Origin of the sequence: Sphingomonas sp. Root241, assembly GCF_001428865.1 — a bacterium.
Taxonomy (GTDB): Bacteria; Pseudomonadota; Alphaproteobacteria; order Sphingomonadales; family Sphingomonadaceae; genus Sphingomonas.
In genome coordinates this window covers 485,652-501,007 of record NZ_LMIV01000002.1, presented here as the reverse complement: position 1 = coordinate 501,007, position 15,356 = coordinate 485,652, and the positions used below count along the sequence as shown (strand labels likewise).

Annotated in this window: 19 protein-coding genes and 1 pseudogene; 12 read left to right on the top strand and 8 right to left on the bottom strand. The window is 64.3% G+C overall.

Annotated elements, in window-relative coordinates; genetic code table 11:
- Window positions 1-249: 249 nt before the first annotated feature.
- A complete protein-coding gene (locus tag ASE13_RS12995) occupies window positions 250-417 on the bottom strand; it encodes a hypothetical protein (RefSeq protein ID WP_156404877.1) in 168 nt (55 codons plus the stop codon).
- A 223-nt stretch (window positions 418-640) separates the two neighbouring features.
- Between ASE13_RS12995 and ASE13_RS12990 the strand changes: the two genes are divergently transcribed.
- Window positions 641-925, top strand: coding sequence for a hypothetical protein (locus tag ASE13_RS12990; protein WP_056616415.1), 285 nt, complete (start codon window positions 641-643; stop codon window positions 923-925).
- Between the two features lie 103 nt (window positions 926-1,028).
- Here ASE13_RS12990 and ASE13_RS12985 read toward each other — a convergent pair whose 3' ends face one another.
- From ASE13_RS12985 to ASE13_RS19515, 5 genes and pseudogenes are all read right to left on the bottom strand, one after another.
- Entirely contained in the window at window positions 1,029-1,334 is a 306-nt protein-coding gene (locus tag ASE13_RS12985) for a hypothetical protein (RefSeq protein WP_056616413.1), read from the bottom strand.
- A gap of 375 nt (window positions 1,335-1,709) precedes the next feature.
- Window positions 1,710-1,850 carry a hypothetical protein gene (locus ASE13_RS20175; RefSeq protein ID WP_200955703.1) on the bottom strand — a complete coding sequence of 47 codons (141 nt, stop codon included), beginning with the start codon at window positions 1,848-1,850 and terminating at the stop codon, window positions 1,710-1,712.
- Window positions 1,825-2,334 (bottom strand): type II toxin-antitoxin system VapC family toxin, encoded by a 510-nt coding sequence (locus ASE13_RS12975; protein WP_082596770.1) that lies wholly within the window; start codon window positions 2,332-2,334, stop codon window positions 1,825-1,827. Before ASE13_RS12975 ends, ASE13_RS20175 begins: the two co-directional genes overlap by 26 nt.
- The gene (locus ASE13_RS12970) at window positions 2,327-3,169 is read right to left on the bottom strand and encodes a hypothetical protein (RefSeq protein ID WP_056616405.1); all 843 of its coding nucleotides are present in this window, start codon (window positions 3,167-3,169) and stop codon (window positions 2,327-2,329) included. Before ASE13_RS12970 ends, ASE13_RS12975 begins: the two co-directional genes overlap by 8 nt.
- 120 nt (window positions 3,170-3,289) lie before the next feature.
- Window positions 3,290-3,487, bottom strand: a pseudogene (locus ASE13_RS19515) (hypothetical protein); the annotation flags it as partial.
- Between the two features lie 114 nt (window positions 3,488-3,601).
- On the opposite strand from ASE13_RS19515, the gene ASE13_RS12965 reads away from it, so the two are divergent.
- Complete coding sequence (locus ASE13_RS12965) at window positions 3,602-4,426, top strand: hypothetical protein (RefSeq protein WP_056616403.1); 825 nt, start codon at window positions 3,602-3,604, stop codon at window positions 4,424-4,426.
- Window positions 4,427-4,534: 108 nt separating this feature from the next.
- Complete coding sequence (locus tag ASE13_RS12960; RefSeq protein WP_056616401.1) at window positions 4,535-4,924, top strand: hypothetical protein; 390 nt, start codon at window positions 4,535-4,537, stop codon at window positions 4,922-4,924.
- On the opposite strand, the gene ASE13_RS12955 is transcribed toward ASE13_RS12960, so the two are convergent.
- The gene (locus tag ASE13_RS12955; RefSeq protein ID WP_056616398.1) at window positions 4,876-6,072 is read right to left on the bottom strand and encodes a DUF418 domain-containing protein; all 1,197 of its coding nucleotides are present in this window, start codon (window positions 6,070-6,072) and stop codon (window positions 4,876-4,878) included. The two genes, ASE13_RS12960 and ASE13_RS12955, sit on opposite strands and share 49 nt — an antisense overlap.
- A 94-nt stretch (window positions 6,073-6,166) precedes the next feature.
- On the opposite strand from ASE13_RS12955, the gene ASE13_RS12950 reads away from it, so the two are divergent.
- The 4 genes from ASE13_RS12950 (at window position 6,167) to ASE13_RS12935 (ending at window position 10,389) form a co-directional block, all read left to right on the top strand.
- Window positions 6,167-7,870, top strand: a complete 1,704-nt coding sequence (locus tag ASE13_RS12950; RefSeq protein ID WP_056616395.1) for a sensor domain-containing diguanylate cyclase — start codon at window positions 6,167-6,169, stop codon at window positions 7,868-7,870.
- Window positions 7,871-7,909: 39 nt separating this feature from the next.
- Window positions 7,910-8,116: a hypothetical protein gene (locus ASE13_RS12945; RefSeq protein ID WP_056616392.1), complete on the top strand. Its 207-nt coding sequence runs from the start codon at window positions 7,910-7,912 to the stop codon at window positions 8,114-8,116.
- 31 nt (window positions 8,117-8,147) lie between these two features.
- Window positions 8,148-9,830, top strand: a complete 1,683-nt coding sequence (locus ASE13_RS12940; RefSeq protein ID WP_056616389.1) for an AMP-binding protein — start codon at window positions 8,148-8,150, stop codon at window positions 9,828-9,830.
- A gap of 190 nt (window positions 9,831-10,020) precedes the next feature.
- Window positions 10,021-10,389, top strand: coding sequence for a cupredoxin domain-containing protein (locus ASE13_RS12935; protein WP_056616387.1), 369 nt, complete (start codon window positions 10,021-10,023; stop codon window positions 10,387-10,389).
- 10 nt (window positions 10,390-10,399) lie between these two features.
- Here the strand turns inward: ASE13_RS12935 and ASE13_RS12930 are convergent, their stop codons facing one another.
- Window positions 10,400-11,779: an NAD-dependent succinate-semialdehyde dehydrogenase gene (locus tag ASE13_RS12930; RefSeq protein ID WP_056616384.1), complete on the bottom strand. Its 1,380-nt coding sequence runs from the start codon at window positions 11,777-11,779 to the stop codon at window positions 10,400-10,402.
- 87 nt (window positions 11,780-11,866) lie between these two features.
- On the opposite strand from ASE13_RS12930, the gene ASE13_RS12925 reads away from it, so the two are divergent.
- From ASE13_RS12925 to queA, 5 genes are all read left to right on the top strand, one after another.
- The gene (locus tag ASE13_RS12925; RefSeq protein ID WP_056616381.1) at window positions 11,867-12,112 is read left to right on the top strand and encodes an exodeoxyribonuclease VII small subunit; all 246 of its coding nucleotides are present in this window, start codon (window positions 11,867-11,869) and stop codon (window positions 12,110-12,112) included.
- A 13-nt stretch (window positions 12,113-12,125) separates the two neighbouring features.
- Window positions 12,126-13,025 (top strand): polyprenyl synthetase family protein, encoded by a 900-nt coding sequence (locus tag ASE13_RS12920; RefSeq protein WP_200955702.1) that lies wholly within the window; start codon window positions 12,126-12,128, stop codon window positions 13,023-13,025.
- Entirely contained in the window at window positions 13,022-13,528 is a 507-nt protein-coding gene (gene coaD, locus ASE13_RS12915) for a pantetheine-phosphate adenylyltransferase (RefSeq protein ID WP_056616377.1), read from the top strand. Before ASE13_RS12920 ends, coaD begins: the two co-directional genes overlap by 4 nt.
- 73 nt (window positions 13,529-13,601) lie before the next feature.
- The gene (locus ASE13_RS12910) at window positions 13,602-14,297 is read left to right on the top strand and encodes a peptidylprolyl isomerase (RefSeq protein WP_056617795.1); all 696 of its coding nucleotides are present in this window, start codon (window positions 13,602-13,604) and stop codon (window positions 14,295-14,297) included.
- Window positions 14,298-15,353 carry a tRNA preQ1(34) S-adenosylmethionine ribosyltransferase-isomerase QueA gene (gene queA, locus ASE13_RS12905; RefSeq protein WP_056616374.1) on the top strand — a complete coding sequence of 352 codons (1,056 nt, stop codon included), beginning with the start codon at window positions 14,298-14,300 and terminating at the stop codon, window positions 15,351-15,353.
- Window positions 15,354-15,356: the final 3 nt, after the last annotated feature.

Genomic DNA, 15,356 nt, shown 5'->3' with positions numbered 1-15,356 from the left:
CGTTGCTTTGACTGACGAGTTCCGCGAAAGCGGGGACCCATCTCCGACAGTCTCCACAAACGCACCGGTGCATTTTGCCGCTCGCTCAGGAGATGGGTCCCCGCTTTCGCGGGGATGACGTGCTTTTAATATGAGTCCTCACCTAGCGTCCCCTGCGTCGCGCCAGCCATCCGATCAAAAGCGCAACGACAACAATCGATAGCGTGAGGATCGACAAAACAGTGAGATAGATTGCCGCATGTGAGCCGCTCATTCCGGCTTCTCCGCGGGCTCATCGGCCGCCGCCTCCCGCTCGACCTTCTCCCAAAACTGCGTCCGGATCGTATGACGAAGGTAAGCCGCGCCGAACAGGAGGCTTCCAAAAGCTTCCCAATATTCACGCGTGAAGAAGGACCGAACGTAGTTGCGAAGCGTCATTCCGGCGGTCCATTGCCGAAATAATAGGATGCAGCCGAGCCGCAGAGCGCAAGCGATGGCAAACATCGCCAAGAAGCCAGCCACGGCGACATGTTCCAGATATCGATCACTCCGCCGTCTCCGACTCGCAATTCTTCATTGTTCCCTAGTTGTGGCGTATATGTAGTTTACACACCCAATAGGAACGCGCATGTTTCTCCCAACGACTCGTGGGGAGGGATAAATGCCGGCATACATCGTGGGCTACGATTTGGATCAGCCGAACCAACAGTATGACTGCTTGAAGAAGAAACTCGAAGCGTACGGCACTCAGTGGCGCTTCCAGCAATCTGTGTGGCTAATTGATACCAGCGATTCCGCGGCAACGATCAGGGACAACCTAAAGAGCTGCTTGGACTCTGGCGACAAGCTCTTTGTCGGTCGACTTGCTGGCGAGGCCGCTTGGCAGGGGTACTCGGACAAAGGCAACTCGTGGCTGACGAAACTTCTGACCGCGGGGTTTGGTTGACCATCGGCACGTCGCTCATCGCTTGGCTCCCGGCGTAGTTCACCAGCATGCCGATTCCTCTAGCACGAGCGTGACGCTGTGTCAAGAGAAATAACCGATTTGGTTATACCTTATCTACCCATGTGTTGCGCAGCCAGTCGAATGTGTCCTTTCTATCCGGCGGATGCAGACCCGCCCAAGTAATATCTTCGGGGATCTCCATGACGAGCGCCACAGCGCTAGTGATGCCTAGCTCCCGGAGTTTGTCTCGAATGCCGATGACGGAGATGGCGCCTTGTCGTCGTGTGACGAGCAACCAGAAACTCGGCGCACGGTGCCACCACCCGACACCATGCTCTTTTAGGTAGGCAAGGAACGCCTTTTCGCCGGCCTCAGAAAGCGACGCCGTAACGATGAAACGGTAAGTCATTCAGTTTTCTCACTCGGCTCACTCGTCTCACTTTGACGAGCCGGCCCAGCCAGCTTTGGCGGTTCAATTACCCCCACCGCGCTATCGCCATAAATGCCGTGTTCGATAGCCATCTTATGGAGGGTGTATTTTTCTGAGCGCAGCGCGTCCCGATCGTAAAACAAGCAAAACACGTAGGACGCTGCATAAATCGTGAAAAAAACTGCTAAGGGCGCCGAAATAAGCACTATAATCCAGTTGTCTGCCTTGGCTGTGATGGCTGTTACGAGGACCAATAAGAGAGCAGAAATTGGCCACATGAGGGAACGCAGTACGTCCGATCGCGTCAGTCCCGCCTGCATTTGCTCACGCAAGACTGCGGCTATCTGCAGAAAATTAGGCACCGAGCTTCTCGGGCTTTGGCTTCGTCTTCACCAACTTTCCCAGCCGCTCCTTGAAGCGCTCGGGGTCGTCGTCCGTCTCAAGCTCGCGCGCGGCTTCCTTGAATTTCTCAAGCTGGCTTTTGGGTTCGCTCATCGAAAAGCCCTCCGTCAAATGGGTTCCTCGCCTGAGTAATTTCCATTCTCGTGCCGTCCATGCAGCAGATCGAGCCGTCCAGCCGTAGGAGGTCATCGTGGTCGTAGGTGTGGAATAGCGGCACATTCCACACAATTGCGCTCGCCAGATGGATCGAGTCCGGACCCCTAAGTCTGTCAGTTTCGCGAATCAGCTTGCGCGCCCATTTTGCGATCCGGGAGTCGAGGCTCACGAGTTTAACGAAGGGTTGGAAAAACAGATCGTCTAACAGTGCTATGCTCTCTGGCGAAATCGGCCGTGAGCTGTTCTTTTCGGATTTTAGTCGGTTCGCCTCGACAATCGAAATTGTGGCGGACCAAATTTCAATCAGGCCCTGCCGTGCGAGACCGTACACGCCTTGAAGTTGGGCCAACCGATCGGGTTCAGCATTGACGAGGCCTAGCCACGCACAACTGTCCCAATAGACCTTCGTGGGGTCAGCCAAACCTCTCTCCCCAAAATTCGTCTAGGTGCTCCTGGACAGTTCGGCCGGCAGTTATATCCAACCCCTTCAAGGCCACGACTGGAATGTCGGCCCACACGACAGGCTCGTGAAATGAAGCATTGATACGTTTTAACTTGCCGTCGCTACCATACGTGAGCTTTCCGCCAATACGCAATTGTCGGCCTTCCCACGCCTCAGACCATTGATGCTCTGGCCCAACCTCTGCCGCTAACTCCGCGGTCAGGACGCAGACCACCTTTTCTCGCGATAGGCGCTCAATTACGATAATCGCGGGAGAGCTATAGTATCGCGTTAGTCCTATGACTTGGCACTCAACGGTTCCGTATTCGGTTCGCTGGGCGTCTTCGACGGGATCTAAATCAGCCAGCGCCTCGATGCCGATCCGCGCAGAGGTGGGCACAATGATCAGAGCGGGCTCCCCCTCGATCACGATATCGGTGTGCCCCACGCCGTCGAGATTTCGCTTCAGCGCACGCTTGAGCAGCTTCCCGGGCTCGCTTTCAAGCCAGTCTGGCCGCGTGCCCGCCAGCACCGTGGAAATCGCCACCGCGTACAGGTGGGTGACGCGATCAGCCTCAAGCGAAACGGAAATTTGCGGGTCACGTGAAAAGGCTTCCGCAGTCACGGTGAACGGAGGCGAATTAGTGTGAGCCTCAGTCAACCGCCAAATGATCTGACGCTCGCTGCTATCGCCCGCCTCGATCCCCTCAAGCGCGCCGATCATATCGAGCACTTGTTTCATCGCGTCAGACACAGTGAGGTATTCGCCAGAAAGATCGGACGGATGAACCGTGATCGAGACCGATTTGGCCATTATTTCCCGACGTTTAAAATCTCCGAAGGAGATTCTACGGGGCAACCTTCCCGCCGTCAACCTAACCATTTAGGCGTTGAGCGCTAGCCACGATTTCGATGCGGCTTGGTGATCCAGCGGTCACGTTTGCCGCCCGTCGATTTCACTCCGGCCTAACTCTGGGATAATAGGTGCTGTGTAGGTCAGGCGCTTGCCGACGATGCCAGCCACGGCGTTACGCGCCCGCTGGCGGTCATCCACGCCATTGGCGATGCGGTTGTTATACCGGAACTCGAACTCCGCCAGATAGCGGTGAAGATGCTGCTCACCACAGTGCTGGCAGCCGATTAGAATAATTTGATGGCTTCTTTATTGGTATTCCCGACCTTCCCGCCCCCTATCAACGCCGATGCCGGACCGAATGTTCGCCGGCGGTAGCAAGGATGTTCGTTGATGGGTGCCAGGGAATTAGCGCGGCGACTTGATCAGGCGTCGCTCGGCAAAACCTTTCTCGGTGCGGCCGCCTTGTTGTTCGGGATCTCCTCGTTCGTGCAAGGAGACTTCACGATCATGGGGCAGCCTGTCCCACAGAGTTCATCGCTCCGCCACGCTATAGCTTACGTGCTTGCGGGCTTACTCGTCGTCAGCGGCGCGGGATTGTTGAAGTCGGGTACCGTTCGCCCGGCAGCCAGGACTCTGATGGTGATCTTCGGAATATACAGCCTTTGCTACCTCAGGGTCTTGGTTGGACCGCCCGTGCAAGTGAACGCCTTGATGGGCCTGGCGGAGCAGTCGTCGGTGCTGGTAGGTGCTTGGGCGGTACTGCTTATTCTGCGCGAAAACGGAACATTCGGGCCGAGAGCTGCGAGAATCGCCTTCGGCATATGCTCCCTGATATTCGCTCTTGCCCACTTTGTTGCCAGGGTGCCGATGGCCAATGCGGTGCCTGTCTGGATGCCGGGCGGTCAGATGTTCTGGGCACTCGCCACGGGCGTCGGTCACCTGGCTGTCGGGGTCGCGCTGATCTCCAATCTAGCTGCCGTTCTCGCGGCACGCCTGGGCGCAATGATGTACACGTGCTTCGTATTCCTGGCTTGGCTGCCGGACGCGTTCAGTCACCCCGCTGAAGCGTATCGCTGGGCTGGCGCCGCATTCAGTTTGTGTATGGCAGGTGCATTGTGGCTGGTGGGCGACCTGATCTTCACCCGTCGATTGGCGGCAGCCATGGAACGAGGACAGACCTCCCGCGCCCATTACACGGCAGCAATCCCTGGCTGAACCTCAAGGCCTCGCGTCGAGCTTCACGCTGACGCGGGGCACGTGAGCCGCTCGCCTCGATAACGTCACGATTGCCCCAGGACGCCGCTTCGGGCATTCGCCGCCTGCATGCACCGATATCTTGCCTGGGCCTTCTGGGCCGCTCTCGCCTTCGCCTTCGTCATGGCGACGTTGCCGCATCCGCCACAGCTTCCGGGCGATCCGGTCGACAAGGTCCAGCATATCCTCGCGTTCACGGTGCTCACTGCGCTCGCCTGCGCCGCCTGGCCCGCGATGTCGCGGCTGCGGCTGCTGATCGCCCTTTCGGCGTTCGGCGCGCTGATCGAGGTCGTTCAGGCGATCCCGGCGCTTCACCGCGATTCCGACTGGCGCGACTGGGTGGCGGATACGGGCGCGATCCTCGTCACGCTCGCGCTCGCCGCCGCCGCCCGGCGCCTCGTGCGCGGGCGTCAGGCGGAAGCGGCGCGCCTGCGGAACGGCACGTCGCGGCGCCAATAGGTCAGCGCGCGCCACGCCCATTCGATCGGGCCGTACTGGAAGTGTCGCAGCCACCAGGCGGCGAGCACCAGCTGCGCGGCGATCGCGCCGATCCCGACCCAGAGGCGCGTCAGCTGGTCCCAGTCCTCGTAATGGCCCAGCCCGAAGCCGTAGAAGACCGGCACGAACACCAGGGATTGCAGGATGTAGAGCGTGAGCGTCGTGCGGCCGACCGCCGCGAGCGGACGGATCGCGACGCGCGCCGGGCTCTGGAAGAGCGCGAGCAGCACCAGCAGCCACACTGCCGTGCCGGAGAGCTCGAACCAGCTGCCGAGCAGATAGGAGAGCAATCGGTCGGACGCCTCGCCGTGATGCTGCGCGGCGAACCACGCCTTGATGCCGTCGCGCAGGAAATAGAAGGCCAATGCCGTCGCCGCGGCGGCTGCCAGCGCAAGTCCGCGCGCCTTGGCGAAGTCGCCCAGCCGCGCGAAGAAGCCGATCCGCCCGAGCACCATGCCGACCAGGTACAGGCCGAGGATCTGGGTGAACCGCCCCGATTCGACCATGAACCACCATTTGGGCAGCTGGCCGGTCCACAGGTTCGCGCGGAAATGCTCGGCGAGGTTGCCGTGGAGATAGACGGCCATCGCCGGGTCCGAGAAATGGTGCGGAGGCTGGTTGGCCCAGCCCGCGCCCGACATCGCCGCGGCGAGCTGGAAGAGCTGGATCGGGTTGGCGAAGCACAGCAATGCGATGCCGATCAGCAGCCGATTGCTGCGCACGCGGTGGAAGGCGAGCAGCAGGAAGCCCATCAATGCGAGCAACTGGATGATGTCGCCGCGATAGACCATCGCATGGACGAAGCCGATGCCGAACAGCACGGTCAGCCGCCATGCGAAGCGCGCAGTGAAGTCCACGCCGCGCTGCGCCGCGCGGCCCATCAGGACGAAGAAACTGAACCCAAAGCACAACGCAAGCAGCGAAAAGCTCTTGCCCATGAACAATAGATAGACCGTGTCCGAGATCGGGCCGGTCTTCGGATCGGCCCAATAGAGCTCGTAGCTCTCGATCATATGGACCAGGAACAGCGCCAGCAGCGCGAAACCCCGTACGATGTCGACCGATTCCAGCCGCGCGTCGCTGGCCCTTGCGGTCGTGATGGCGTGCATGCGTGCTCCCGTTTTCGCAGCGACTTAGCGGCCGCGGCCGCGAAATCAACGTGCCTGCGGCGCTTTGGGGGCCGATCTTTACGGGTTGTTGGGGATGCGGCGCGTAGCGTTCGGCATGCTCGGGGGACTGAAGAACTGCCTGCTGGCGCTCGCCGCGTGCACCCTGCTGTGGTGCGGCGCGCCCGCGTGGGCGCAGGCGGGCGTCGCGGGCAAGCCGCTCCGGGTCTGCGTGCTGCGCGATACCGGCGGGATGGACGCCGCGGCTCTGATCCGCCGGCCCGGCCGCTTCGACTGCACCACGCCGCAGCATCAATTCGGGCCGGGAAGCTACTGGGCGGTCTCCGAGGACATCGACCAGCGCTCGCGCTCGCGCGCGCCGCTCAACGTCCGGATCGCCAGCCTGTGGCAGCAGGGGCTCACGCTCCACGTCCTCTACAGCGACGGCAGCATCCATTCGCAGGGCACCGACGCGCGCGGAGTCACGCCGTACATCCAGCTCGGCGCGATCGTCGAGCAGCCGTTGCCGCGCCTGCAGGCGCGGGTGGTCCGGCTGATGTGGCATGTCGAGGGCGCCAGCAATCTGCGCGGCATCCTCCTCGGCGCCCGCCTCTCTACCGGCCAGCAGAGCGAGCATGCGAATTTATCGATGGCCGCGCTTTACGCGGGCTTCGCCGGCCTCGCGATCGCGCTGATCATCTACAATCTCGCTTTGTGGGGTGCGCTGCGCCACCGCTTTCAGCTTTATTACTGCATGATGGTCGGGCTGCTGCTCGCTTATACGTTCTCCTCGTCGGGCGCGCTCGCCTGGGCCTGGCCCGATATCGCCAACAACACCCGCCTGCGCATCAATTACCTGTTGGTCGGCAGCACCGGGACCGCCGCTCTGGTCTTCGCGCGCAGCTTCTTCGAGGAGCGCATCTTCGCCGGCTGGCTTGGCCGCTACGCGACCTGGGTCGGTGTCGCGGTGACCGGCATCGGGCTGTTCTATTTCCTCACCGCGCCGTTCGCGATTCAGGCGGTCGACCTCGCCTTCACCTGCGCGTTCGTCGCGCTGGCCGCGGCGGTGGTGCCGGTGCTGTGGCGCGCGTGGCGGCTCAGGAGCAATTATCTTTGGCTGTTCGCCATTGCCTGGGGCGCGCCGCTCCTGACTTCGGTGCTGCGCGCGCTTGCCAATATCCACATATTGCCGTGGAGCTTCTGGATCGACAATTCGACGATCCTCGCGATGATCGTAGAGGCGATCGTCTCCTCGCTCGCGGTCGCCTATCGCATCCGGCTGCTGCGCGACGAGCGCGACGACGCGATCGAGCGCGAAGTGATGATGCGCCGCCTCGCCGATACCGATCCGCTCACCGGGCTGCTCAATCGCCGCGCCTTCCTCCACCAGGCGATCGGCCGCATCGGCGAGCAATTGCTGCTGATCATCGACCTCGATCACTTCAAGCGCGTCAACGAAACGCTCGGCCATGACGGCGGCGACGAGGTTCTCCGCGTTTTCGCCCGGATGCTGCGCACTTCGGTGCCGCAGGGCACGCTGGTCGCGCGCATCGGCGGCGAGGAATTCGCGATCCTCACGCCCGCCGAAGCCCCGATCGAGCCCGAGGCGTTGCTCGTCCGGCTCCGCCAGATGCGCATGCCCTTCGACGTCCAGGTCACCGCCAGCATCGGCACCTGCCGCGGCACGCTCGCCAGCGAAGTCGACTGGAAGGCGCTGTACCGGGTCGCCGACGCGGCATTGTTCGAAGCCAAGTCGGCGGGGCGCGATCGCGTCCGCCATGCCCTGCGCGACGCCGCCTGATCGCTTGCCGCTTCGCCCCGCCGGGCTTATGGCTGGGGAATGATGCAGCGCCGCCGAACGATCCTGCTCGCAGCCGTGGCGGCCTTGGGCCTGGTCGCATTCGCCTCGCCCGATCACCGCGCCGACATCCGCATCCTCACCCACCGCACCGGCGATCTCGATCCGCAAAAGGCGCAGGCGGTCGTCGATATCGGCCTCGCTTCGATCTCGGTCCTGGTGACCTGGAGCAAGCGGCTGGGCTATTGACCGCAAGCGAGGCTTGCTTACACCAATGTCAATGACTGATCCCGAGCAGGTCTGGCGTACCGCGTTCAATCACCCGGGCAAGTGGGACGATGTCTTCCCGCCCGTTTCCATGGTCGAGCTTTTCGAGGCGAGCGCCGCGGCCCATCCGCACGCGCCGCTCCTCGATTTCATGGGCCGGAAATACAGCTACGCAGAGACGCTGGACGGCGCCGATCGCGTCGCCTGCGGACTGAAGGCGCTCGGCTATGGCCGGGGCGACCGGATCGGGCTCTTCCTGCCCAACGTCCCCCATTATGTCGCGGCTTATTACGGCATTCTCAGGCTCGGCGCGACGGTGGTCAATTTCTCGCCGCTCTATTCGGTCGAGGAGCTGGCGGCGCAGGTCGAGGATTCGGGGACGAAGCTGCTCTTCACGCTATCGGCCTCGGCATTGCTGCCCACCGCGCTCAAAGTGCTCGAGGCGAGTGCGCTCGAGCGGCTGGTCGTGGGATCGGTGGCGGGCGCGCTGCCGCCCACCAAGTCGCTGCTCTATCGCTGGTTCAAGGCGAAGGAAGTCGCGCCGCGCCCCGACGATCCCCGCATCCTCGCTTTCTCGAAGCTGATCGCCAATCCGGGCAGCTGCGAGCGCGTGACGCTCGATCCCGAACGCGATCTCGCATTGATCCAATATACCGGCGGCACCACCGGTACGCCCAAGGGCGCGATGCTGACGCACCAGAATCTCTCGGCCAACGCGCGGCAGGTCGCCCGGCTCGATCCGGACCTGGGCAAGACGCAGGACAAGATCCTGGGCGTGCTCCCGTTCTTCCACGTCTTCGCCAATACCTGCGTGCTCAATCGCACCGTGTTGACCGGCGGCGAGATCGTGATGCTGCCGCGCTTCAATGCCAAGCAGGCGCTCGCCGAGTTGCGCCGCACCCGGCCGCGCTCGCTGCCCGGCGTCCCCACCATGTACCAGGCGCTGCTCGACGCGCCGGGAATGAAGCCCTCGGATTTCACCAGCCTGCGCTATTGCGTATCGGGCGGCGCGCCGCTCCCTGCCCAGCTCAAGGAGGAATGGGAGCGCATCACCGGTGCGCGGGTGATCGAGGGCTATGGCCTGTCCGAAAGCTCGGGCGTGGTCTCGACCAATCCCTATGAAGGCCTCAACAAGCCCGGCACGATCGGCCAGCCGCTCGCCGGCACGCGCGTCCGCCTCGTCGACAAGGAGGATCCCACGCGCCCGCCGCCGCCGGACGAGCCCGGCGAGATCGTCGTCTCGGGCCCGCAGATCATGAAGGGCTATTGGAACCGCCCCGAAGCCGATGCCGACGTGTTCGTCGACGATCACTGGCTGCGCACCGGCGATGTCGGGACGATCGACGCGGACGGCTATATCCGCATCGTCGACCGGCTGAAGGACATGATCGCGGTCGGCGGCTTCAAGGTCTTCCCGAGTCAGATCGAGGCGGTTCTCTATCGCCACCCGGCGATCAAGGAAGCGCTCGTGATCGGCCTGCCCGACGCCTATCACGGCGAGCTGCCCCACGCCTATGTCGTTCTCGACGCGGATGCCGAGCCGATCTCGGGCACCGAACTAAGCCTCTGGCTAAACCCCCAACTCGGCAAACACGAACGAGTCTCGGAAGTGGTGGTGCGCGAAAGCCTGCCCAAGACGATGATCGGCAAGTTGAGCCGCAAGGACCTGCTCGCCGAAGTTCGGAGCCCCAACTAGTTCCTTCCCGGAACTGGAGGGGGACCGTGCCACGCAGTGGCGTGGTGAAGGGGGTTGCTCTCCTCGTGCCTTACACCCGCAGGTAGCTGCCTTCCCCTTCCGGGGAGGGATTTGCCTCGGTGGCGGACATCTCCGCCGCCGTTGCAGCCCACCCCCACCAGGCCTAGACTGGCCGCCGCAAGGAGGTCCCATGCTCCCCCGTCTCGCCGCGCTCGCGTTTCTCGCCCTCACTGCTGCTGCCCCCGCCGAGCAGCGCATCGACGTTGCGCTCTCCAATTTCGAATTCATCCCCTCGACCATCCAGCTGACTCACGGCCGGCCTTATGTCCTGCATCTGACGAGCAAGGGCGGCCACAGCTTCGCGGCCAAGGCCTTCTTCGCCGCCGCGACGATAGCACCGGCGGACCGCGCCAGGATCAAGGAGGGCAAGATCGAGCTCGAAAGCGGCGAGACCGCCGACATCCACTTCACTGCCCCCGTCCCCGGCAACTATCCGATCAAATGCACCCATTTCCTCCACGCCAGCTTCGGTATGACCGGCAGGTTCGTCGTGCACTGAGCCTTGGGTCTCAATCCCCCGCCTTCCCAGCACCGTACATCACGGCCTTCAAGTTCATGAACTCGTGCATCCCCCACGGCCCCAGCTCGCGGCCGTGCCCCGACAGCTTCACCCCCCCGAACGGCGCCGCCGGCGTCGAGGCGAGCAGCGAATTCACCGCGGTCATTCCGGACTCGATGTCCCGCGCGAACCGCTCGATCTCGGCCTCGTCCCTGGTCCACACCGCCGAGCCGAGCCCGTAGGGAACGTCGTTCGCCAGCGCGATCGCCGCGTCCACATCCTCCGCCTTGTACACTGCGGCGACCGGCCCGAAGATCTCCTCCTTCGCGACATCGCTCTCCGGATCGAGCCCCACGAGCACGCCCGGTGTCATCCACGCGCCTTCGCGGTCGATCTTCTCGGCACCGAACAGCAGAGTCGCCCCCGCCGCCTTCGCGCGTTCGACCTGCTCCAGCACCGTATCGCGCTGCGCCTCGCTGGAAAGCGGCCCCATCACCGTGGCCGCGTCCATCGGATCGCCGATCTTCACCGCCTTCATGCCTTCCGAGAATTTGTCGAGGAACGCGTCATAAACGTCCGCTTGCACGATCATCCTCTTGGCGCAGATGCAGCTCTGCCCGGCATTCTGGACGCGCGCGGTAACCGCGGTCTTCGCCGCCAGATCGAGATCGGCCGAGGGCATCACGATCAGCGGATCCGATCCGCCCAGCTCGAGCACCACTTTCTTGAGCGCCTTGCCCGCCGCCTGCGCGACCTTGGCGCCCGCGCTTTCGCTGCCGGTCAGCGTCACGGCCACCACGCGCTTGTCGGCGATGATGTCCGAGACCTTGTCGGACTTGATCGCGAGGTTCTGGAACAGCCCGTCGGGCGCGCCCGCCGCGCTCGCCAATTGCTGCATCAGCGCGCCGCAGCCCTGTACGCTCGACGCATGCTTCAGCAGCGCGACATTGCCCGCCATGATCGTCGGCGCAAGGAAACGGACCACCTGCCAATAGGGGAAGTTCCACGGCATCACGGCGAGCACCGGACCCATTGGCAGCCAGCGCGCCACCGCGCGGCCGCCGGGCGTCGTCACTTCGGTCGGCTCCAGATAGCCAGGCCCATGCTCGGCATAATGCCGGAAGCCCGAAATGCATTTCTCGACCTCGGCGATCGCGCCGGTGATCGGCTTGCCCATCTCCTTCACCGCGGTCTCGGCCAAGTGCTGCTTGTTCGCTCCCCATTGGTCCGCGATTCGCCCGAGCAACGCGGTCCGCTGGTCGAGCGGGGAATTGCGCCACGACTGGAAGCAGGTCTGCGCGCGGCTCAGCGCCAGTTCCACGTCGTCGGCGTCCAGCTCGCGGAAGCTTTCGCCGGCCTCGCCGGTGGCGGGGTTGATGCTCGTGAACATGGCGCGCGTCTCCTCGAAACTCCGTGCTCAACATGTGGTGTGGTTCGGCGGTTGCAATCCCCGCCCGCCCTGCCGCATAGCGGGCGCATGGCAGACGAAGCGCAAATCTCGGAGCTCTCGTTCGAGGAGGCTCTCAAGGAACTCGAGCGAATCGTCATGCGGCTCGAAAGCGGCGACGCACAGCTCCAGGAGGCGATCGACCTCTACGAACGCGGCGACCAGCTCCGCCGTCAGTGCGCCGCCCGGCTCGACGCCGCGCAGGCCCGCATCGAGGCAATCCGTACCGACGCGCAGGGCCGCGCCACCGGCACCGCTCCCTTCGCCGCCGGCTGACCGGGTGGCGAGCGTGGCCGACGCGTCTCTCGCGCTCCAGTCGGCGCTCAGGCAGGTCTCCACCGAGATCGATCGCCAGTTCGACGTGCTGCTGGCGATCCCCGACGATCCCCGCGAAGGCCTGTACCGCGCGATGCGCCACGCCGCGATCGGCGGGGGCAAAAGGCTGCGGCCCTTGCTCGTATTCGGCACTGCAGGCCTGTTCGGAGTCAACCGCACCGCCACCGCCCGTGTCGCGGCCGCACTCGAATGCATCCATGTCTATTCGCTGATCCATGACGATCTGCCGGCGATGGACGATGACGACATGCGCCGCGGCAAGCCGACGGTGCACAAGGCATTCGACGAGGCGACTGCGATTCTCGCCGGCGATTGCCTGCACGCGCTCGCCTTCGAGATCCTCGCCGGCGAAGCGACGCATGCCGATCCCTTCGTGCGCGTCGAATTGGTCGGCGCGCTCGCCCATGCCTCGGGGCCCTCGGGCATGGCGGGCGGGCAGATGATGGACCTGGAGGCCGCGAAGGCGAGCTTCGACTTGCCCACCGTCACGCGGCTGCAGGCGATGAAGACCGGCGCGCTGATCTCCTGCGCGGTCGAGAGCGGCGCGATCCTCGGCCGACTGCCGCCCGAGGGCCGCACGGGCCTGCGTGGCTATGCCCGCGATCTCGGCCTCGCCTTCCAGATCGCCGACGATATCCTCGATGCCGAGGGCGACGAAGCGCTCGCCGGTAAGAAGCTCCGCAAGGACGCGTCGGCCGGGAAGGAGACGTTCCTCACCCTGCTCGGCCTCGATCGCGCCCGCGAACAGGCGCGGCTGCTGGTCGACCAGGCAGTCGCGCATCTGAAGCCTTACGGCCCCGAGGCCGATCTGCTGCGCGACATCGCGCGTTACACGCTGGAGAGGGATCGATGAGCGTCCGCATTGGAGTCTATCCCGGCACCTTCGATCCGATCACGCGCGGTCATATGGACATCATCCGCCGCGGCGCGAAGCTGGTCGACCGGCTGGTGATCGGCGTGACCACCAATCCCTCCAAGTCGCCGATGTTCACGATCGACGAACGTCTGGCGATGGTAGAGCGCGAGACCGCAGGGATCGAAGGCGAGATCCACGTCGTCAGCTTCGATTCGCTGCTCATGGACTTCGCCGAGCGCGAAGGTGCCGGCATGATCGTCCGCGGCCTGCGCGCCGTCGCTGACTTCGAGTACGAATATCAGATGGCGGGGATGAACCAGCAGCTGAACGATCGCGTCGAGACGGTCTTCCTGATGGCCGACGTCTCGCTCCAGCCGATCGCTTCGCGGCTGGTCAAGGAAATCGCCCTGTACGGCGGTGCTATCCGCAAGTTCGTTAGCCCCTCGGTCGAGGCCGACGTCGTCCTCCGGGTCTCGGAGATCGGCCGCAAGGGCAGTTGAGTCGCGGCCTTCCCGCCGCCACAGAGTTGCTCTAGACCCTTTGTCGACAAGAGAAATCCGAGTGGGGATGTTGATGCGTTTCGTTGCCGCTTTGGCCGCTGCTGCCGCCATGTTGATTGCCGTGCCCGCCGTCGCCCAGAAGGGCCCTGCCGCCAAGCCGGAGGTCGAGACGTTCAAGGGCGTCGCCGCCGATCCCAAGGCGACCGTCGCGACCACGGTCGCTGCCGATCCGGAAAACACCTGGGTCCTCGATCTTTCGACCGGGGGCCGCGTCACCATCCGGTTGCGCCCCGATGTCGCGCCCAAGATGGTGGCGCAGGTCAAGACGCTCACGCGTCGCAAATTCTACGACGGCATCGTCTTTCACCGCGTGATCGACGGCCCCGAGAACATGGCGCAGGGCGGCGATCCGACCGGCACCGGCACCGGCGAATCCGATCTTCCGGACGTGCCCGCCGAGTTCAACAATCTGCCCCATGTCCGCGGCGCGGTCTCGGCCGCGCGCACGCAGGACGTGAACAGCGCCAACAGCCAGTTCTTCATCATGTTCGGCCCGCGCCTCGGCTTCGATCATGATTATACGGTGTTCGGCCGCGTGGTCGAAGGCATGCAGTGGGTCGACAAGATCGAACGCGGCGAGCCACCCGCGAACCCGACGCGCATCCTCCACGCTTATATCGCCGCGGACAATCCGCCGCCTTATCAGGCCGCACCGGTCGCCGCGCCGGCGCTGCCGGAGGGCGAGACCAAGGTCACGCTGCCTCAGTAAGTGAACGTCGACCTTTTCGATTTCGAGCTGCCGAGCGAGCGGATCGCGCTCCGCCCGGCGAGCCCGCGCGATTCCGCGCGCCTGCTCGTGCTGGAAGGCGCGGAGACACGCGACGCGACCGTGCGCGAGCTGCCACGGTTCCTCCGCCGCGGCGACCTGCTCGTGTTCAACGACACCCGCGTCATCCCCGCCCAGCTCGAGGGGCTGCGCGGCGAACGTAATGATGGCGCACAAAGCGCGCCGGGCGCACGCATCGGCGCCACCCTGCACAAGCGCGAGGGCCCGCGGCGCTGGCGGGCGTTCATCCGCAATGCCAAAAGGCTGCGCGAAGGCGACAGCGTGGATTTCGGCCACGGCGTCACGGCGCTGGCGTCGGACCGCGCCGAAGATGGCAGCTTCGCGCTCGATTTCGGCGGCGACGAGCCGGTCGAACTGCTGCTGACACGCTGCGGCCGGATGCCGCTGCCGCCGTACATCGCCTCGAAGCGCCCCACCGACGCGCGCGACGCCGAGGACTATCAGACGATGTTCGCGAGCGAGCCCGGCGCCGTCGCCGCGCCGACCGCCGCGCTGCATTTCACGCCCGAACTGCTCGCCGCACTCGAGGCTGCCGGGATCGGCCACGCGACCCTGACGCTCCATGTCGGCGCAGGCACCTTCCTGCCGGTCAAGGCCGAGGACACCGACGCGCACAAGATGCACGCCGAATGGGGCCGGATCGACGCCGCGACCGCCGACCGGCTCAACGCGGTCCGCGCCGCAGGAGGCCGGGTGATCGCGGTCGGCACCACCAGCCTGCGCCTGATCGAGAGCGCCGCAAGCGCGGACGGCGCGATCCGTCCCTTCGAAGGCGACACGGCGATCTTCATTACCCCCGGCTATCGCTTCAAGGGGATCGACGGCCTCGTCACCAACTTCCATTTGCCGCGCTCGACCTTGTTCATGCTGGTATCGGCGCTGATGGGGCTCGATCGGATGCAGGCGGCCTATGCCCATGCCATCGACAAGGACTATCGTTTCTATAGCTATGGCGATGCCAGCCTGTTGCTGCCCTGACGG